Origin of the sequence: Hydrogenophaga sp. (assembly GCF_050182545.1) — a bacterium.
Taxonomy (GTDB): Bacteria; Pseudomonadota; Gammaproteobacteria; order Burkholderiales; family Burkholderiaceae_C; genus Hydrogenophaga.
Map to the genome: position 1 here is coordinate 1 of NZ_JBFXCD010000023.1, position 18,601 is coordinate 18,601.

General features: G+C 68.0%; 15 protein-coding genes and 1 rRNA gene. 11 read left to right on the plus strand and 5 right to left on the minus strand.

The annotated features are described in order from the left end of the window. Positions 1-64: ribosomal RNA gene (locus AB7P10_RS18095) — 16S ribosomal RNA — on the minus strand; the annotation flags it as partial. Between the two features lie 570 nt (positions 65-634). On the opposite strand from AB7P10_RS18095, the gene abc-f reads away from it, so the two are divergent. Together abc-f and AB7P10_RS18105 are read left to right on the plus strand one after the other, a co-directional pair. Next, on the plus strand, positions 635-2,536 hold the full coding sequence (gene abc-f / locus AB7P10_RS18100) for a ribosomal protection-like ABC-F family protein (protein WP_428295240.1): 1,902 nt from the start codon (positions 635-637) through the stop codon (positions 2,534-2,536). Between the two features lie 48 nt (positions 2,537-2,584). After that, the gene (locus AB7P10_RS18105) at positions 2,585-4,783 is read left to right on the plus strand and encodes an ATP-binding protein (RefSeq protein ID WP_428295241.1); all 2,199 of its coding nucleotides are present in this window, start codon (positions 2,585-2,587) and stop codon (positions 4,781-4,783) included. Between the two features lie 10 nt (positions 4,784-4,793). On the opposite strand, the gene AB7P10_RS18110 is transcribed toward AB7P10_RS18105, so the two are convergent. Then, positions 4,794-6,230 (minus strand): PLP-dependent aminotransferase family protein, encoded by a 1,437-nt coding sequence (locus AB7P10_RS18110; RefSeq protein ID WP_428295242.1) that lies wholly within the window; start codon positions 6,228-6,230, stop codon positions 4,794-4,796. A 133-nt stretch (positions 6,231-6,363) separates the two neighbouring features. Between AB7P10_RS18110 and AB7P10_RS18115 the strand changes: the two genes are divergently transcribed. The 7 genes from AB7P10_RS18115 (at position 6,364) to AB7P10_RS18145 (ending at position 12,396) form a co-directional block, all read left to right on the plus strand. Further along, a complete protein-coding gene (locus AB7P10_RS18115) occupies positions 6,364-6,978 on the plus strand; it encodes a LysE family translocator (protein ID WP_428295243.1) in 615 nt (204 codons plus the stop codon). Then, positions 6,975-7,925: a DMT family transporter gene (locus AB7P10_RS18120; RefSeq protein WP_428295244.1), complete on the plus strand. Its 951-nt coding sequence runs from the start codon at positions 6,975-6,977 to the stop codon at positions 7,923-7,925. The genes AB7P10_RS18115 and AB7P10_RS18120 overlap by 4 nt, the downstream gene beginning before the upstream one ends. 11 nt (positions 7,926-7,936) lie before the next feature. Continuing rightward, entirely contained in the window at positions 7,937-9,157 is a 1,221-nt protein-coding gene (locus tag AB7P10_RS18125) for a PLP-dependent aminotransferase family protein (RefSeq protein WP_428295245.1), read from the plus strand. Further along, positions 9,154-9,774: a glutathione S-transferase family protein gene (locus tag AB7P10_RS18130; RefSeq protein WP_428295246.1), complete on the plus strand. Its 621-nt coding sequence runs from the start codon at positions 9,154-9,156 to the stop codon at positions 9,772-9,774. Before AB7P10_RS18125 ends, AB7P10_RS18130 begins: the two co-directional genes overlap by 4 nt. A 16-nt stretch (positions 9,775-9,790) precedes the next feature. Continuing rightward, entirely contained in the window at positions 9,791-10,648 is an 858-nt protein-coding gene (locus tag AB7P10_RS18135; RefSeq protein WP_428295247.1) for a PhzF family phenazine biosynthesis protein, read from the plus strand. Positions 10,649-10,735: 87 nt separating this feature from the next. Next, on the plus strand, positions 10,736-11,431 hold the full coding sequence (locus AB7P10_RS18140) for a VOC family protein (RefSeq protein ID WP_428295248.1): 696 nt from the start codon (positions 10,736-10,738) through the stop codon (positions 11,429-11,431). After that, positions 11,428-12,396 carry a threonine dehydratase gene (locus AB7P10_RS18145; protein ID WP_428295249.1) on the plus strand — a complete coding sequence of 323 codons (969 nt, stop codon included), beginning with the start codon at positions 11,428-11,430 and terminating at the stop codon, positions 12,394-12,396. Before AB7P10_RS18140 ends, AB7P10_RS18145 begins: the two co-directional genes overlap by 4 nt. Positions 12,397-12,426: 30 nt before the next feature. On the opposite strand, the gene AB7P10_RS18150 is transcribed toward AB7P10_RS18145, so the two are convergent. Next, the gene (locus AB7P10_RS18150; RefSeq protein ID WP_428295250.1) at positions 12,427-14,754 is read right to left on the minus strand and encodes an ATP-binding protein; all 2,328 of its coding nucleotides are present in this window, start codon (positions 14,752-14,754) and stop codon (positions 12,427-12,429) included. 203 nt (positions 14,755-14,957) lie between these two features. On the opposite strand from AB7P10_RS18150, the gene AB7P10_RS18155 reads away from it, so the two are divergent. Next, on the plus strand, positions 14,958-15,641 hold the full coding sequence (locus AB7P10_RS18155) for a histidine phosphatase family protein (protein WP_428295251.1): 684 nt from the start codon (positions 14,958-14,960) through the stop codon (positions 15,639-15,641). 63 nt (positions 15,642-15,704) lie between these two features. On the opposite strand, the gene AB7P10_RS18160 is transcribed toward AB7P10_RS18155, so the two are convergent. After that, on the minus strand, positions 15,705-16,559 hold the full coding sequence (locus tag AB7P10_RS18160; protein WP_428295252.1) for a creatininase family protein: 855 nt from the start codon (positions 16,557-16,559) through the stop codon (positions 15,705-15,707). Between the two features lie 35 nt (positions 16,560-16,594). On the opposite strand from AB7P10_RS18160, the gene AB7P10_RS18165 reads away from it, so the two are divergent. Continuing rightward, entirely contained in the window at positions 16,595-17,338 is a 744-nt protein-coding gene (locus AB7P10_RS18165; protein WP_428295253.1) for an alanyl-tRNA editing protein, read from the plus strand. Here the strand turns inward: AB7P10_RS18165 and AB7P10_RS18170 are convergent, their stop codons facing one another. Further along, positions 17,339-18,559 (minus strand): class I SAM-dependent methyltransferase, encoded by a 1,221-nt coding sequence (locus tag AB7P10_RS18170; protein ID WP_428295254.1) that lies wholly within the window; start codon positions 18,557-18,559, stop codon positions 17,339-17,341. Between the last annotated feature and the right edge of the window lie 42 nt (positions 18,560-18,601).

Sequence of the window (18,601 nt, forward strand, 5' to 3'; positions counted from 1 at the left end):
CGACTTGCATGTGTAAAGCATGCCGCCAGCGTTCAATCTGAGCCAGGATCAAACTCTTTAGTTCGATCTTGAAATTACTCATAAAAACGGAATTGAAGTGAACTTCACTTCTATTCTCATGAGCGTCTAAAGTCTTGCGACTCGGACTCTTTCGAGCCCATCTTCGCAATCGCCTTCAAACGCCCACGCTTATCGGCTGTATGTTTTTAATGATCCGGCCAACTCCAGCAGCTCTCACCGCCTTCATCAACCCCTCAGCCGCGATCAGCTGAGCCTCGTATTATGACACAGTTTTTTGCGTACTGTCAAAAAAGTTAGGGTTTTCACTCGCTTTTTTGCACCGCCTTTGCCTGGCGCATCTTCGCCGCCCTATCGGGCGTCTTGCGACATCTTGTCGAAGAGCGAAGCCTTGCAGTATACGACAGTTTTTGAGCTGTCGTCAAAGCCACAACAAACTTTTTCTCGACAGTGCGCGAAGGCAATGTCTCTTCGAGACTCTCATCTGTACCAAGCTGTACCAAGCTCGCCGCGCCATCACGTCGTCCCTCCAGGTCGGCTCGCTTGCGGCGTGGGACCAAGGAGCCCTCGGGGGATGCCACGGGGATAATCGCGTCACTTTCGACTCGGGCTTTTCATGGCACTCATCACCCTGCAGGATGCGCAACTGGCTTTTGGCCACGTTGCGCTGCTTGACCACACGGATTTCGTACTCGAGGCCCAGGAGCGCGTCGGCCTGATCGGGCGCAACGGGACAGGCAAGTCGTCGCTGCTGAAGATCCTCGCGTCCATGGAAAAACCCGACGACGGCACGCTGCAGGTTCAGACGGGTGTGCGCATCGCTTATGTGCCTCAGGAGCCTGTGCTGGATATGGCATCAACGGTCTTCGAAGCTGCCAGCGTCGGCCTCGCCGATGCACGAAATGCGCGTGATCTCTATCTGAGTGGCGCCGACGGGCTGGACCTGGATCAATTGCAAGGCCGTATTGAGGCACTGGATGCGTGGAACTGGGAGCAGCGGGTCGAGGAAACCCTGCATCGCCTGCATCTGGATGGGCAGACGCAAGTCGGCACACTCTCTGGCGGCAACAAGAAACGTGTGGCGCTGGCGCAGGCGCTGGTAAGCCGCCCAGACGTGCTGCTGCTGGACGAACCCACCAACCATCTGGATCTTGACAGCATCGCATGGCTGGAAGACCTGCTGCTGGAATACAAGGGCAGCGTGGTCACCATCAGCCATGATCGTGCGTTTCTGGATCGCGTCGCCACGCGCATGGTCGAACTCGACCGGGGACGGCTATTGAGCTATCCCGGCAATTTCGCGCAATACCAGATACTGAAGGAGGAGCAACTGGCGCAGGAGGCGGTGATCAACGCCCGCGCGGACAAGTTGCTGGCGCAGGAGGAGGTCTGGATTCGCAAAGGGGTGGAAGCGCGTCGCACCCGCGCGCAGGGACGCATCACGCGACTGCAGCGATTGCGGGAACAGCGCGCCCAGCGACGGGACGCGCTGGGGAACGTGAAACTGGACATCGCCAGTGGTCAGGCCAGCGGCAAGATCGTGGCGGAGTTGGAGAAGGTCACGCAGTCGTTCGTCACAAACGAGGGCGGTCTACGCACCGTGGTGCGGGACTTTTCGGCCACCATCCTACGGGGCGACAAGATCGGTCTGATCGGGCCCAATGGCGCCGGCAAGACCACACTGCTCAGAATCATCCTCGGCGAACTGCAACCCTCGAGCGGCACCGTGCGTCAGGGCAGCAAGCTCAGCGTGGCCTACTTCGATCAGATGCGAGATCAGCTCAACCTGGATGCCACGCTGGAGGACTTCATCAGCCCGGGCAGCGAGTGGATCGAGATCGGCAGCAAACGTACGCACGTGAAGAGCTACCTGAGCGACTTCCTGTTTTCACCGGCGCGCGCCCATGCGCCCGTGCGCACGCTGTCGGGTGGCGAACGCAACCGCCTGCTGCTGGCGCGCCTGTTCGCGCGCCCGGCCAATGTGCTGGTGCTGGACGAGCCGACCAATGATCTGGACATCGACACCCTGGAGCTGCTGGAGGACTTGCTGCAACAATATGAAGGCACCGTCTTCCTGGTGAGCCACGACCGGCGCTTCCTGGACAATGTCGTCACCAGCACATTGGTCTTCGAGGGCGAGGGACGCTGGCGCGAATACGTGGGTGACGTGCAGGACTGGCTTGTGCAGTCCGCGCGCGCCGAAGCCCTGCAGCGCGGAAGAGAGTCGCTAGCGCCCGTTCCTGTCCGGCCTGCCAATTCGCCGGTCAGCGAAGAGCCACCCAGGCAGGGAGCCCTCAAAAAAAAGCTCAGCTACAAAGAGCAGCGCGAGTTCGACGCCCTGCCTGCGCGCATGGCCGAACTTGAGGTCGAGCAGGTCAGCATCGCCAAGGAACTCGAAAATGGCCAACTTTTTCACAGCGATCCCGCCCGCGCGGCTCAACTTGCAGCCCGGCACGCCGAAGTCGAGGGGGAATGGCTTTTGGCTCTGGAACGCTGGGAGGCGCTTGGCGGCAGCTGAGGGCTCTGCACGGGGCACACTTGCCTTGGCACCACCTCACACACGCCCATGACGCCTGATCGTCTTGCTTTTGACTTGCAGCGCACGCTCAACGAGCTTGAGCATGAGCGCGAGCGCACGCAGAAGCTGCTGGGAGAACTCGAGCACCAGAACCGCGAGCTCGACCGCCTGCGCGGCACGGTGCACCGCGAGTCCAATAGCCGCCTTCTGGCCGAAGAAGCGCTTGACGAGACCCGCGACCGGCTGCAGCTGGCCGTGGACGCCGCCGGCCTCGCGCTGTGGGACTGGCAATTGCCGGCCACCCAGGTGTTCCTGACGGCCCGTTGGGGTGAGTTGCTGGGCGACATCGCTGCCGACGGCTACTGGGAGGTCCCCGACCTGCGCGCACGCCTGCACCCGGACGACCTGGAGCCCTTGCGGGCGCTGGTCATGGCGTTGCTCGAAGGTCGCAGCCAGCGAGGCGTGGCGCAGCACCGCGTCCGCACCGCCGATGGCTGGCTGTGGGTGGAGGCGCACGCCATGGTGGCCGAGCACGACCCCAAAGGCAAACCACTTCGGCTTATGGGCACGCTGGCCGACATCAGCGAGCGCAAGCGCATCGAACATGATCGCGTTCGGGCGCAGGAAATGGCCGAGCAGGCCAGCCGCGCCAAGAGCGAATTCCTGGCGAACATCAGCCACGAGGTTCGCACGCCCCTGAATGCGATCATGGGCCTGACGCGCATGCTGACAGACTCGCCCCTGAATACTGAACAGGCCGAGTGGCTGGCGCTCATGGACAGCTCCGCCCACACATTGCTGGGGTTGCTCAACGACATACTGGATCTCTCGCGCATCGAGGCCGGCAAGCTCGACATCGAGAACCTTCGCTTTGACCTGCACCAGACGCTCGAACAGGTCACCGCGGTCTACGCGGAGCTGGCACGTGCCAAGTCCCTGAATGTGCGTTTCGATCTTTCGTCGGCGTTGCCGCAGTGGGTGATGGGCGACGCCGAGCGGTTGCGCCAGGTGATGAGCAACCTGTTGTCCAACGCCGTCAAGTTCACGCCGGAAGGAGGCCTGATCGAAGTCCGCGCCACCGCGCTGGCGTCAGCCGGCGACGCGCAGCAACGCCTGCAGGTGCAGGTGCGCGACAACGGAGTCGGTATCGCGCCCCATCTCCAGGCCACGATCTTCGATGCTTTCACCCAGGCCGACGCGTCCACTGCCCGCAGCCACGGCGGCAGCGGGCTGGGCCTGGCCATCTGCGCGCGCCTGGCGCGCCTGATGGGAGGCGACATTGCGTTGCAAAGCGCGCCCGGCGAAGGCAGCATCTTCACCCTTGCGCTGCCGCTGCGCGAGGTGCCGACCCTTGAGCGCAGCCCACAAAGTGCCCCTGCCGAGCTGCTGGAGCTTGCTCAGGCCGGGCCGCGCTATGTCGGGCTGGTGGTCCTGCTGGCCGAAGACCACCCGGTCAACGAACTCATGATGCGGCAACTGCTGCTGCGCCTGGGCTGTACCGTGCGCGTGGCGCGCGGCGGCGTGCATGCCGTGGCGCAATGGGAACAGGGTGGCATCGACCTGGTGTTGATGGATGTCCAGATGCCCGGCATGAGCGGCCTGCAGGCCACGCAGGAGATTCGTGACATCGAGGCCCGCCGCAAGATGCCCCGCACACCGATCGTGGCGGTGACGGCCAACGCCATGCCCGGCGACCGTGAAGCCTGCCTGGCCGCCGGCATGGACGGCTACACCGCAAAACCTGTGAGCCCGCAGGCGCTGATCGAGGAAATGGACCGCGTGCTGAAGGTGAGCGAATCCACCGGCGTCCCGCGTGCCCCTTCGGCGGAGCAGGCGCAAACCGCGCCTGCGGCGGGCTCGGCGCGAGCTGCGGCGCACCTCGAAGCGCTGGACGTGGAGAAGCTCTTGCGCCGTCTTGATGGTGACGAAGAAACGCTCAGTCAACTGGCGCAGGCGATGCGCGCCGATCTGGCCTCCCGCCAGCACGATCTGCAACGCGCGCTCGCGGAACGCGACACGGCAGCGGCTGTGGCCCACGCACATGGTCTCAAGGGCTCGCTGGGCAGCATGACCGCTGAACGCGGTGCCCGCCTGGCCAAAGGCCTGGAACTCGCCGCGCGTGCCGGCGACTGGCACCTGTTCGCGCGCGCGCTCCCGCTGCTGCAGGCCGAAGCGCGCCAGATCGATCAGGCTCTGGCCGAGTTGCTGCACGCGCGCGGCCGCGACCTGTTCGACACGCGGCTCTGAAGCACGGGCCTCAGCCCGAGGCCCTCAGGCGCGCAAACACACGCCAGAAGGCCGCATCCTGTGTCGTCGCGAAGTTGATGCGCATGAGCGTGCTCGGTGTGCGCGCCGCGTGGAACAACGCCCCAGGCGCGATGAGGTAGCCCTCGTCCAGCATGCGCTGCGCCAGGGCGTCGGTATCCACCCCTGTGTCGACCCAGCCGAACAAGCCCACCGGCTCGGCGGCAAACGTGCAGCCCGCGCCCAGCGCCAGCTTCACGCTGCGCGCGCGCGCCGCGTCGAGCCTCGTGCGGATCCGCTCGGCGTGGCGGCGCAACTGCCCTTGCTCGATGCACAGCGCCAGCGCCCTCTCCAGAAGCGCTGGCGTGGTCAGCGTGGACAGCAGCTTGGTATCGAGCAGAGGCTCCACCAGGGCTGACGGCGCTGCCAGGAAGCCGATGCGCCAGTTGGGTGCGAGGATCTTGGCAAAACCGCTCACGTAGATCGTGCGCTGCAGGCCATCGAGTGCCGTCAGGCGCGTGGCGTGCTCGGGCGCGATGTGGCTGTAGGTGTCGTCCTCGACGATGTGAAAGCTGTGCTGGTTGGCCAATTGCAGCAAGCGGTGCGCGCTGCCCGGGGAAAGGCAGTAGCCCGTGGGGTTGTGGAACACGCTCACACTGACGTACATCTTCGGCTTGTGCACCTCGCAATACCGGGCCATCACCTCCAGATCGGGACCATCGGCCCGCCGGGGCACGGGCAGAATGCGCATGCCCAGGGCGGCCAGTCGCGCGAATTCCACCGCCCAGCCCGGCTCTTCCACCATCACCGGATCGCCCGCGCGCAGCAAGGTGCGGCTCACGATGTCCAGCGCATGGGTGGCGCCCACCGTGGTAATGATGTGGTCAGGCTCGGCATGCACGTTGAGCGTGGCGAGCTTCTGCGACAGCACGCGACGCAGGCCAGCATCACCGAGCGGCTCGCCGTACTGGAGCGAAAAATCCTGCAGCGCGCGCGTGCCGGTGACCTTGCGCACCGCGGCGGGCATGAAGGTGGATTCGAGCCAATCCGGCGGAAACACTCCCATGCCGGGGTGCGGCTTGTTGCTCACCTTGTGGAACATGCCCCGGATCAGCGCCGTGGCGTTGACGGGCGATGCAGCGGCTCCATTCGCGGCGCGCACGGCCGAGCCCGGCACGGTCCTGGCACCATCGGACACCCGGCCCTCGCCACGCGGTGTTGCCATCTCGCGCACGAAGAAGCCCCGGTTCTTGCGCGCATGCACGAGGCCCTGCGCGAGCAGCTGGTCGTAAGCGGCAACCACGGTGGACGGGCTCACCCCATGTTGCTGCGCGCACTGGCGCACCGAGGGCAGGCGCGCGCCGGGCGCCAGCAGCCGGCTGCGAATGCGGTCGGCAAACCGCAGGGCGAGCTGCTCGGTCAAGGACTGCGCAGAGGTCTTCATCAGCATGGCGGGGACTTTCTTGGCGGGGCGTGTACTGTCGAAACAGGCAATACAGTTTCACAACTGCCATGGCCATCTGTACTGGTCGTGTACTGGCACTGAACATTACATTGAACCTTCCGCATTGACAAGCCCGACCATGAGCGCCACCGAGCTGACCGCCCTGCTGCTGTTTGCCACCGCGATGAGTTTTTCGCCAGGCCCGAACACCACGCTGTCCACGGCGCTGGCCGCCAATCTGGGCCTGCGGCGCGCCATGCCTTTCTGCCTGGCCGTCCCGACCGGATGGACACTGCTGATGCTGGCCTGCGGCCTTGGGCTGGGTGCCCTGGTGCTCAACGTGCCGACCCTGCGCTGGGGCGTGAAGCTGCTGGGCGTGGCCTACATGCTGTGGCTGGCCTGGAAGGTCGCTGGCGCCTCAACGCTGTCCCGGCTGGACGGTGCGCGCCTCGACATCACGTTCCTGCAGGGGGTCGGCCTGCAGTTCCTCAACATCAAGGCCTGGATGCTCGCGCTCACGCTCACTGCGGGCTGGGTGGTCAACGCCGCCGGGCAACCCGCGAGCAATCCTGGCGAGCGCCTGGCCATCATCTGCGGCGTGATGGTGTTCTTTGCCTTCACCAGCAACTTCGTCTATGCGCTCACGGGTTCGCTGCTGCGGCAGTGGCTCACCCAGGGCAGGCGACTGGTGTGGTTCAACCGCGTGCTCGCCGGCGTGCTGGTGGCCACGGCGTTGTGGATGGTCACCGTATGAACACCCAGGCACTGCCCGCGCCACGCTGGATCGACCAGCCCGCCAACCGCGGCCTGCTGCTGGGCCTGCTGGGCGTGACGCTGTTCGCGCTCACGTTGCCGATGACACGCCTGGCGGTCGGGACGGTCGACGCGCCGCAGATGTCGGGCGTGTTTGTGGCGCTGGGCCGGGCGGTCGTGGCGGCGTTGCTCTCCTCCGTGTTTCTCGTGGCCACGCGCGCACCGCTGCCCGGGCGGGACGACCTCGTGCCGCTGGCCATCACGGCGGCCGGCGTGGTGTTCGGCTTTCCGCTGTTCACGTCCGTGGCCATGCGCTACGTGGAAGCGGTGCACGCGAGCGTGATCGTGGGGGTGCTGCCACTGGCCACGGCCGCTGTGGCCGCACTCCTGCACCGCCAGCGGCCATCTGGCGGCTTCTGGTTCTGCGCGGCGCTGGGCAGCGCGCTGGTCATCGGCTTTGCCCTGCTGCGCTCGGGCAGCGCCGGCCTGGCCCTGCACCCGGCAGACGCGCTGCTGCTGGCGGCCATGCTCTGTGCGGCCATTGGCTACGCCTACGGCGCGCGGCTGTCACGGCACATGCGGGCCGAACACGTGATCTGCTGGGCACTCGTGATCGCGCTGCCGATCACCCTGCCACTGGCCACCCTGGCCCGCCCTCAGACAGCGCTGGATGCCTCGGCCTGGTGGGGTTTTGCCTACACCGCCGTGTTCTCGATGTGGATCGGCTTCTTTGCCTGGTACCGCGGCCTGGCCCTGGGCGGCACCGTGCGCGTGAGCCAGGTGCAACTGGTGCAGCCCATCCTGGGCATGCTGTTTGCCGTGCCCCTGCTGGGCGAACGGCTGGACGCGCTCTCGCTGGGCTTTGCCGCCGCCGTGATCGCCACCGTCTTCATCGGCAGGAGAATGCCCGTGCACGCGAGCGAACGCGCCATCACCGAACGGAACTGACCGGAGAAACCATGAAACCCGACGACCTGCCCACCCCGTCTCCTGCCGCCACGCCCTGGACGCTGGCGCGCCGCGCCGAGCGCATGAACCCTTCGGTCATCCGCGAGATCCTCAAGGTGACCGAGAAGCCGGGCATCATCAGTTTCGCGGGCGGCCTGCCCTCGCCCAGGACCTTCCCGGTCGCCGAGTTCGCCGCCGCCTGCGCCCAGGTGCTGGCGCACGACGGCCAGGCCGCGCTGCAGTACGCCGCCAGCGAAGGCTACGCCCCCTTGCGTGAAGCGGTTGCCGCGCAGCTGCCCTGGCCGGTGGACCCGGCCCAGGTGCTGATCACCACCGGCAGCCAGCAGGGTCTGGACCTGGTGGCCAAGGTGCTGGTCGACAGCGGCAGCCGCGTGCTGGTGGAGACGCCCACGTACCTCGGCGCGCTGCAGGCCTTCACGCCCATGGAGCCTGACGTCCGAGGGGTGGCCAGCGACGCCGAGGGCATTGACGTGGACGATCTTGAGCGGCAGGCGGGCAACGGCGCGGACCGCGCGCGCTTCCTCTATGTGCTGCCCAATTTCCAGAACCCCACCGGGCGCAGCATGAGCGAGGCGCGCCGCGCCGCGCTGGTGGCGCGCGCCGCCGCGCTGGGCCTGCCGATCGTGGAAGACAACCCCTACGGCGACCTCTGGTTCGATGCGCCGCCGCCATTGCCGCTCGCCGCGCGCCACCCCGAAGGCTGCATCTACCTCGGCTCCTTCTCCAAGGTGCTGGCCCCAGGCCTGCGACTGGGTTTCATCGTCGCGCCGGCCGCGGTCTACCCCAAACTGCTGCAGGCCAAGCAGGCGGCCGACCTGCACAGCCCGGGCTTCAACCAGCGCATGGTGGCCGAAGTGATCAGGGACGGCTTCCTCGAGCGCCACGTGCCCACCATCCGCGCGCTCTACAAGGCCCAGTGCGCCACCATGCTCGCCAGCCTGAACAGCGAGATGCGCGGCCTGGGCGTGCAATGGAATTCGCCCGACGGCGGCATGTTCCTCTGGTTGCGCCTGCCCGCCGGCATGAGCGCAATCGAGCTGCTGCCGCGCGCCGTGGACAAGGGCGTGGCCTTCGTGCCCGGCGCCGCGTTCTATGCCGACGCCCCCGATGCGCGCACCCTGCGCCTGAGCTTCGTCACCGCCAGCGAAGAGCAGATCCGCACCGGCATCGCGGCGCTGGCACAGGCCATCCGGGAACAGCAGGAAACATGAGCGCCATGCACCTGTGGGGCCGGCTGAGCTCGATCAATGTGCGCAAGGTGGTGCTGTGCGCGCAGGTGCTCGGCATCGAACTGCCGCGCACCGACGCGGGCTTGACCTACGGTGTGGTCGACTCCGCCGACTACCGCGCGCGCAACCCGAACGGGCTGGTGCCCCTGCTGGAAGACGGTGACTTCGCGCTCTGGGAAAGCAACACCATCGTGCGCTACCTGTGCGCGAAGCACGACCGCCTGTATCCCGCCGAGCTGCGGCAGCGCTTCGACGCCGAGCGCTGGATGGACTGGCAGCAGACCACGCTCAACCGCGCCGGTGGCCCGGCCTTTGTGCAGTGGATCCGCACCCCAGTGGAGCAGCGCAACCCGCAGGTGATCGCGCAATCGGTGGCCGCCACCGAGCCGCTGTTCGCGCTGCTGGACGCACACCTGGCGCGCCAGCGCTTCATGGTCGGTGACGAGCTGTCCATGGCCGACATTCCGATTGCCTGCGAAGTGCACCGCTGGTGGGGCCTGCCGCAGCCACGCCCGAGCTGGCCACACCTCGAGCGCTGGTACGCGGGCTGGCTCGCGCTGCCCGCGAGCCGCGGCGTGCTCGACCTGCCCCTGTCCTGAACCCTGGAGACGACCGATGGCGAAACAGCGCCCGTTCAAGCAAGTTGACGTGTTCACCGACACCCCCTACCTGGGCAACCCGCTGGGCGTGGTGCTCGACGGCAGTGGCCTGGACACCGGGGTCATGCAACGCTTCACCGACTGGACCAACCTGTCGGAATGCACCTTTCTGTTGCCGCCCACCGACGAAGGTCGGGCCGCCGGCGCGGACTACCGCGTGCGCATCTTCTGCCCGGGGCGCGAACTGCCCTTTGCCGGCCACCCCACCCTGGGCAGTTGCCACGCCTGGCTGCAGGCGGGCGGCCAGCCGCGCGCCGGACAGCACGTGGTGCAGGAATGCGGCGTGGGCCTGGTGCGCATCCGGCGCGACGGCGCGCGCCTGGCGTTTGCCGCGCCACCACTGCGGCGCAGCGGCCCGCTCGCCGAAGTGGACGTCGCCCGAATCGCACAGGGTCTGGGCCTGGCGCGTGAGGACATCGTCGCGCACGCCTGGTGCGAGAACGGTCCGCACTGGCGCGGCGTGATGCTGCGCACGGCCGCACAGGTGCTGGCGGTCCAGCCCGACGCCGCGGTTCTCGACGGCATGGAGATCGGCCTCGTCGCGCCGCAGCCGGCCGGGTCCGACACCCACTTCGAGGTGCGCGCCTTCTTCCAGGGCCACCAGGCCCTGACCGAAGACCCGGTCACCGGCAGCCTCAACGCCGCCGTCGCGCAATGGCTGATCGGCGCAGGGCTCGCGCCGCCCCACTATGTGGCCGCGCAGGGCACGGCCCTGGGTCGCGCCGGGCGCGTGCACGTGGAGCGCGATGCCGACGGCACGATCTGGATCGGCGGCGGGTGCGTCACCTGCATCGATGGCGAGGTGGCGCTGTGAAACCCGTGTCCATCACCGCCGACGACGACCTGCAGGCCGTGTACACCGGCGGCCAGTGGCGCTTCGCGCGCAAGGACGGCACACCCTATGAGTGAGGAACGCAGCCGCATCGACCATCTGGTGGTGGCCGCCCGCACGCTGGAAGAAGGCGTGGCCTGGAGCGAATCCACGCTGGGCGTGACGCCCGGTCCGGGTGGCACGCACCCGCTGTTCGGCACGCACAACCGCCTGCTCAGGCTCGATGGCAGCGGCTCGCCGGCGGCCTATCTCGAGATCATCGCCATCGACCCCAAGGCCATCCCCACGCGGGCGCCCCGGCAGCGCCGCTGGTTCGACCTGGACGACCCGGCCATGCGCGCGCGGCTGGCGCAGCACGGGCCGCAACTGGTGCACTGGGTCGTGGGCGTGCCCGACATCGCCGCAGCCGTGGCGGCGCTCCAGGCCATCGGCATCCAGCGCGGGCCGGTGATCAGTGCCTCGCGCCAGACCCCGCAAGGGCTGCTGCAGTGGCAGATCAGCGTGCGCGACGACGGCCAGCGGCTGTTCGACGGTGCACTGCCCACCCTGATCCAGTGGACGGGCACACACCCCACCCACCACATGCCCGACAGCGGCGTGTCGCTGCACCAGCTGCGCTTGCGCCATGCGGGCGCGGCGGGTCTGCGTGCGGCCTTGCAGGCGCTGGGGCTGGACGGCCACGCCGTGAGCGAAGGTCCCGCCGGCCTCACGGCCGAACTCGACACCCCGGCGCGGGGCCGCGTGGCGCTGCTCTCCTCGCCATGAACCACGCCCTGCCCACCCTGCACGAGATCGAGGCCGCCGCACAGGTGGTCTACCGCGAGTTCGCGCCCACACCCCAATACCACTGGGCCACGCTCAGCGCGCGCCTGGGCGCCGACTGCTGGATCAAGCACGAGAACCACACCCCCGTGGGCGCCTTCAAGGTGCGCGGGGGTCTCACTTACTTCGACCAGCTCAGGCACCGCGGCGAGCTGCCGCGCGAGGTGATCGGCGCCACGCGCGGCAACCACGGCCAGAGCATCGGCTGGGCGGCGCGCGCGCACGGTGTGGCCTGCACCATCGTCGTGCCGCGAGGCAACTCGGTCGAGAAGAACGCCGCCATGCGCGCGCTCGGCGTCACGCTGATCGAGCACGGCGACGATTTCCAGGACAGCCGCGAACACGCCACCGAACTGGCCGTGGCACGCGGCGCTCACATGGTGCCCAGCTTCCACGCCGACCTGTTGCGCGGCGTGAGCACCTGCTGGTGGGAGTTTCTTCGCGCCGTGCCGCAACTCGATGTGCTCTACGTGCCGATCGGCCTGGGTTCGGGCGCGTGCTCGGCGATCGCGGCCAGGCTCGCGCTGAGGCACCCGGTGCGCATCGTCGGCGTGGTCAGCGCGCACGCCACCACCTACGCCGACTCCCTCGCTGCCGGCCACGTCGTCGAGGCGCCGGTGAGCACCGCGCTGGCAGACGGCATGGCCTGCCGCCTGGCGGACGCCACCGCACTCGAGGTACTCGGGCCGCACCTGGACCACATCGTGCAGGTGACCGATGACGAGGTGGCGCAAGCCATGCGCATGCTGTTCGCCGACACGCACAACGTGGCCGAAGGCGCGGGCGCCGCGGGCTTCGCCGCCGCCTGGCAGGAGCGCGAATCCCTGCGGGGACAGGTGGTGGGCACCACCTTGAGCGGGGGCAACGTGGACAGCAGCGTGCTGGCCTCGGTGCTGAACGGGCGCTGATCCTGGCCTTGCGCCGAGGTGCCCCTGCTGTCAGTCTGGCTTGACCAGGCGCGCCACCACCTCGCAGAAGGCCTCCACCGCGTCGGTCTTGAAGACCACTTCGCGCACGCCGGCCGCCTTGGCCTCGGCCTGGAGTTCGTCGGTGATGTAGCCCGAAGCCACCGCCACCGGCAGGCTCGGGCTGAGCGCCAGCACCGCGCGCGCCACATCCAGACCCGACATGCCGGGCATGTTGTAGTCGGTAAGCAGCAGATGGAAGCCCTGGGGGTTTTCGCCCACGGCCTTCACCGCCTGCTGCTGGTCGGTGAACGCGGTCACGCGGTAACCGCGCCGCTCCAGCAGCCGACGCACCAGGAAAACGAGCGTGTCGTCGTCGTCCAGGTACAGGATGTGGGGTTGTTCGGCGGGCAGGGCATCGGCCATGGAAAGGGTCTCCGTTCGGTCGGTCTCTGGTTCCTCTGGGGAGCAAGTGGTCATTGTGACGGGATCGGCGGTCTTTGGAATGGCGGCGGGATCAGGGGTCGGTGGTGGCGGACCGTCGGGCGCCGCGGGGAAGTACAGCGTGAACGTCGTGCCCTGGCCAGGGTGGCTCTGCACGTCGATGGCACCGCCGTGCACCTGCACGATGCCCAGCACCACGGGCAGGCCCAGGCCGGTGCCCCGGCCCACCGCCTTGGTCGTGAAGAAGGGTTCGAAGATCCGGTTGCGCACCGCCTCGGTCATGCCGCAGCCGTTGTCGCTCACCCGCAGACGCACCGCGCCCACGCGCGCCTTGGTGCAAACCGCCGCCACATCGGCAGGCAGTCGCGGGTCGTTGCCGGGCAAACCATCGAGCCGGCATTCCACCCGACCGGCGCGCCCCTCCAGCGCGTGCACGGCGTTGGTGCCGAGGTTGATCAGCACCTGACCGAGCTGCGTGGCGTCCGCCAGAACAGCCGGTGTGTCCGGGTGGCACTCGTGCAGCAACTGCACGTGCGGCGGCACCGCGCTGCGCATCAGCCCGCAGGTCTCCGTCAGGATGGCCCCCACGTCCACGCGCGTGCGCTCGGCCGGCTGCTGGCGGCTGAAGGCCAGGATCTGGCGCACCAGCTCGCGCCCCCGGCGCGCGGCGGTGCTGATCTCGTGAAGGCTTTCGCGCGCCGGCGCATCGCGCGCAAGGTCCTGCCGCGCCAGGTCGGCGTTGCCCAGGATGGCGGCCAGGATGTTGTTGAAGTCGTGCGCCACACCGCCAGCCAGCGTGCCCAGCGCCTCCATCTTCTGCGACTGCGCCAGTTGCGCCTGCAGCACCTTCTGTTCGCCCTGCGCCGTCTTGAGCGGGGTGATGTCGATGAAGGTCAGCACCACGTGGCGCAACGCCCCCTGGGCGTCGTTCTCGGGATAACCGTTGCACAGCGCCCAGCGCACCTCGTCGCCGTCGCCCACGGGCACGCCGACCACCACGTTATTGACCGGCAACCCCGTCGCCAGCACGTGCTCGAAGGGCATGTCGTGACGGCGCATGGGCTGGCCATCCTCGCGCAGCATCTGCCAGCCCGGCCCGGTGGGCTCTGCCAGTGCGGGGTTGGCACCGCCCTCGCTCCAGCCAAAGAAGCGGCGCGCGGCGGTGTTGATGCTGGAGATGGTGTGATTGGGTCTGTACACCACCACGCCCGCGCTCAGGTTGTCGACCAGCGCGCGCGAATTGGCCTCGCGGGTCTGCAGGTCCTGGCGGGCCCGTTCGCCATCGACGCGCAAACGGTATGCCACGAGCGCTCCGCAGAGCACCGCGCGCAGCAGGCCTGCGAGCATGAAGAAGAAGATCGTCGCGGGCACCACCTGCTCCAGCGCCAGGCCACCGATCGGCACGGCGGCGGTGAAGGTCACGAGGGCCAGCAGTTCCACCACGGTCAGCGCCTTGAGGGCCTGGAGCTCGGGTACGCGCTTGAGCGGATCGGCCCGAACCATGTCGCGCAGCGCCAGCAGGGTCGCCCCGACCGTGAACAGCGCGAACCCGGCCTGGCGGGCCTGTGGCAGGTCCCAGGCCCAGCGAAAGGCGAGCTGAAGCACCAGCGCCAGGAACGAGGCGACCAGCACGCGCCCCATGGGTCTGGGCAGTTGCAGGTAGCTGCGCACGCCCATCCAGAACAGCAGGGGAATCACGCTCAGCGCCGCGTTGCCGATGCCGTACGTGAACACGTCGGGCACGCTGCCACGCAACCACAGGCCCACCGATCCCATGATCGACACCAGTGACGCGACACTCCACCAGCGCGGCCCACCGATGCCCGGGTAGCGGCGCACCAGGCCCCAGAACGCGAGGGCGATGAGCACGTCAATGCCGACCCGAACCGCCAGCAGGGTAGGTATGTCAAACAGCATGTGGGCACAGGTAGGGAAACATACACGGCCATTGAAGCACGGGGCACTCGCCGCCTAGGGCGGGAAAAGCACCGCAAAGCCGCGCGAGTTCCATCGACCGGGCGCTCCCGGCCTCGCCCACGGACACCTGCGCGACTGCCACGGCGCCACACAGTCGCTGTCGGGACAAATCGCAACCCCCGCAGCGCCACAGAATGCCGCCCATGGGAACCCTCTACCTTGTGCGCCACGGCCAGGCCTCGTTTGGCGCGGACGACTACGACCAGCTCAGCGCGATGGGACAGCGGCAGAGCGCGCAACTCGGCAGGTACTGGGCCGAGCGCGGCGTGCAGTTCGACGCGGTGATCACCGGCACGCTGCGCCGCCACCAGCAGACCTGGGCCGGCATCGCCGAAGGCGCGGGCCTGTCGCACGAGCCACTGGCCTGGCCCGGGCTGAACGAGTACGACAGCGAAGCGGTGATCCGCGCCATCCATCCGCACCCGCTGCAGAAGCCGCGCAACGCGGAGGAAGCGCCGGAGCTCTACCGCCACCATTTCCGGCTGCTGCGCGACGGGTTGACGCAATGGATGGCCGGCACCGTGAGCCCGCAGGGCATGCCGAGCTACAACGAGTTCGTGCGCGGCGTGACCGGCGCGCTCGACCATGTGCGTACGAACCACACGGGGAAAACCGTGCTGCTGGTCTCCAGCGGCGGCCCGATCTCGACCGCCGTCGGCCACGTGCTGGGTCTGAGCCCGGAGGCCACGATCGAACTGAACCTGCGCATCCGCAACAGCGCCGTGACCGAATTCCAGTTCAACCCCAAGCGCCACACGCTGCTGACCTACAACACCTTGCCCCACCTGGACGGCAAGGACTTCAGGGACTGGGTCACCTACGCATGAATCGTTTCGGTCGCCCCGGGCGCTGTCTGCAGACCCAGGGCGAACGGATGCGAGAGAACGCGATCAGTCCGCCCGGGTGCCGGCGCGGTACGCCGTGCGCTCGCTCAGCGTGTCGGGGGGCAGCCGGTCGATTTCCGTCAGCAATTGCGCCAGTGCGCGACCGGCCGCCTCCAGCACGGCGCGCCCTTTCTCGGCGCTGGCGGCGCCCGCATTGCCGACCGCGCCGGTGGCGTTGTAGTCCTGCATCTGCCAGGCCAGCTTGGCGCTCTTGCCGTTGCCCAGGATGGGGAAATCGCGCGCGCGGTCCTGCGAGGTGGAGCGGAAGTACTCGGCCTGTTCCATGCGCACCCGCCCGGGCGCGAGCGCGAGCATCAACGACGTCTCGATCTCGCCCGCATGGATGCCGAAGCGGTGCTCATCGGCGCTGAACAGCGCGTTGACGTCCTGGCCTTGCGCGTCGCGCAGCGGCAGGTGGAACCAGTTCACGCTGTAGACCAGCAGCCCCAGGCGCGCGCGCAGGTCGCGCGCCACGAGGTCCAGCGCGCCCACCTGCCCCCCGTGCGCATTGAACAGCACCAGCTTCTTCACCCCGCTGGCGGCCACACACTCGCCAAGCTCGGTCCATACCCGCAGCAGGGTCTCGATCTTGAGCGTGAGCGTGCCGGCAAAACGGGTGTGTTCGGGGCTGAAACCCACCGCCTGCGTCGGCAGGAACAACGCCGGCAGGTCGGTGGCCAGGTGCGGCAACGCGGCTTGCACGATGCCGTTGACGATGTCCGTGTCCACCGACAATGGCAGGTGCGGGCCATGCTGTTCGATGGCCGCCACCGGCAGCACGGCAATGGCGCGCGCGAGGTCCAGCGAGGCGAAATCGGCCGTGGACAGGTCGGACCAGAAACGGGCGGGGGCGGCGGGCATGCGCGCATCTTAAGCCCGCCCCGTAAGATGCCCGCATGACACAGGACCTCTTCCGCCAGGACGCCTACCTGCAGCAGTGCGAAGCGCGCGTGAGCGCCATCGACGAACACGGCATCGTGCTCGACCGCACCGTGTTCTACCCGCTCGGCGGCGGCCAGGCGGGCGACACCGGCGTGCTCACGCAGGCCGACGGCAGCACCATCGCCATCATGGACACGCGCAAGGGCAAGGACGCCGACGGCAGGCCGACCGCGGCCATCGTGCACGTGCCCGCGCCGGGACAGGATGCGCTGCTCGCGCGGCTCGCCGTTGGCACGGAGGTCGGTGCGCGCATTCACTGGGCGCGCCGCCACCGGCTGATGCGCTTTCACACCGCCACCCACCTGCTGTGCCATCTCATTCCCGTGCCGGTGAACGGCTGCTCGATCACGCCGGACTACGCGCGCATGGACCTGCACATGACCGATCCGCTGGACAAGGACGAACTCACACAGGGCCTGGCGCGGCTGGTGGCCCAATCGCACCCCCTGACGGTGGGGTCCATCACCGACGAAGAGCTCGACGCCAACCCCTCGCTCGTCAAGAGCATGAGCGTGGCACCGCCGCGCGGCAGTGGCGCGGTGCGCACCATCCGCATTGGCGACGCCACGCTGATCGACCTGCAGCCCTGCGGTGGCACGCACGTGGCCAACACCGCCGAAATCGGCCGCGTGGTGGTCACGAAGATCGAGAAGAAGTCGGCCAGCACCCGGCGGGTGGTGCTCGGCTTTGCGGACTGACTACGGGTAGATGAACCGCCGCGACCAGGGCAGGCCCTGCGCGCGCTGGCCGGCGGCGCGGCAGATCACCTGGTAGATCGACACCTCGTCGTGCTCGAAGGCCCAGGCGCAGCCGGCCAGATAGACGCGCCAGATGCGCCACTTTTTCTCGTCCACCAGCGGCTTGATCTGCGCCGTGCGCGCCTCGAAGGCCTCGCTCCAGAGCTGCGTGGTGCGCATGTAGTGGCGCCTCAGGCTCTCCACGTCGAACGCCTCCAGGCCGCCCTCCTGCATGGTGCGCAGCACGGTGCCGATGTGCGGCAGCTCGCCTTGCGGGAACACGTAGCGGTCGATGAAGGTTCCGCCACCATGGCGGGTTTCGCCATCGTGCGCGTCGGTGCTGGTGATGCCGTGGTTCATCGCCCAGCCATCCGGCTTGAGCAGCGCGCGGATGTGCCCGAAGTATTCGGCCAGGTGGTTCAGCCCCACGTGCTCGAACATGCCCACGCTGGTGATGCGGTCGAACGGGCCGTCGTTCACGTCGCGGTAGTCCTGCAGGCGGATGTCGATGCGGTCTTCCAGACCCGCGGCCTTCACGCGCTCGCGCGCCAGGGCGTGCTGGTTCTTCGACAGCGTCACGCCCACGCAGCGCGCGCCGAACTTCTGCGCCGCGCGCAGCACCAGCGCGCCCCAGCCGCAGCCGATGTCAAGCAGGCGCTGGCCCGGCTGCAGCTGGATCTTGGTCAGGATGTGGTCGATCTTCTTGACCTGCGCCTCGTCCAGCGTCTCATCGCCGTTCTCGAAATAACCGCAGGAATAGACCATGCGCTCGTCCAGCCACTGCGCATAGAACTCGTTGGACACGTCGTAGTGGTATTCGATGGCCTTGCTGTCGCTCTCGCGCGTGTGCGAGAAGCGCCGGCGCAGGCGCCCGAGCAGACCCCCTTCGGGCTGGGCGTTCTCGGCCAGCCGGTGGGCCACGGCCAGGATGTCGGCCATCGAGCCGTCGACGTCGATCAGTCCCTCCACATAGGCCTGGCCCAGCGTGTCCAGCCCAGGGTCGATCAGCAGCGGCAGGGCCGAGGTGTCGCGCACGCGGATCTCGACTTGCGGCTCCTCGAACTCCCCCAGGGCGAGCGAAGAAGCGCCGCGCTCACCCCAGCTCAGGCGAACCGGCAGGTTCACCCGCGTCTTCATCCGTTGCGCCCAGGGCAACAGGGCACGTTCCACGATCGATCCCATGCACGACCTCCATTTGGGCAAACCCTTCCCGCCCCCGGTTGT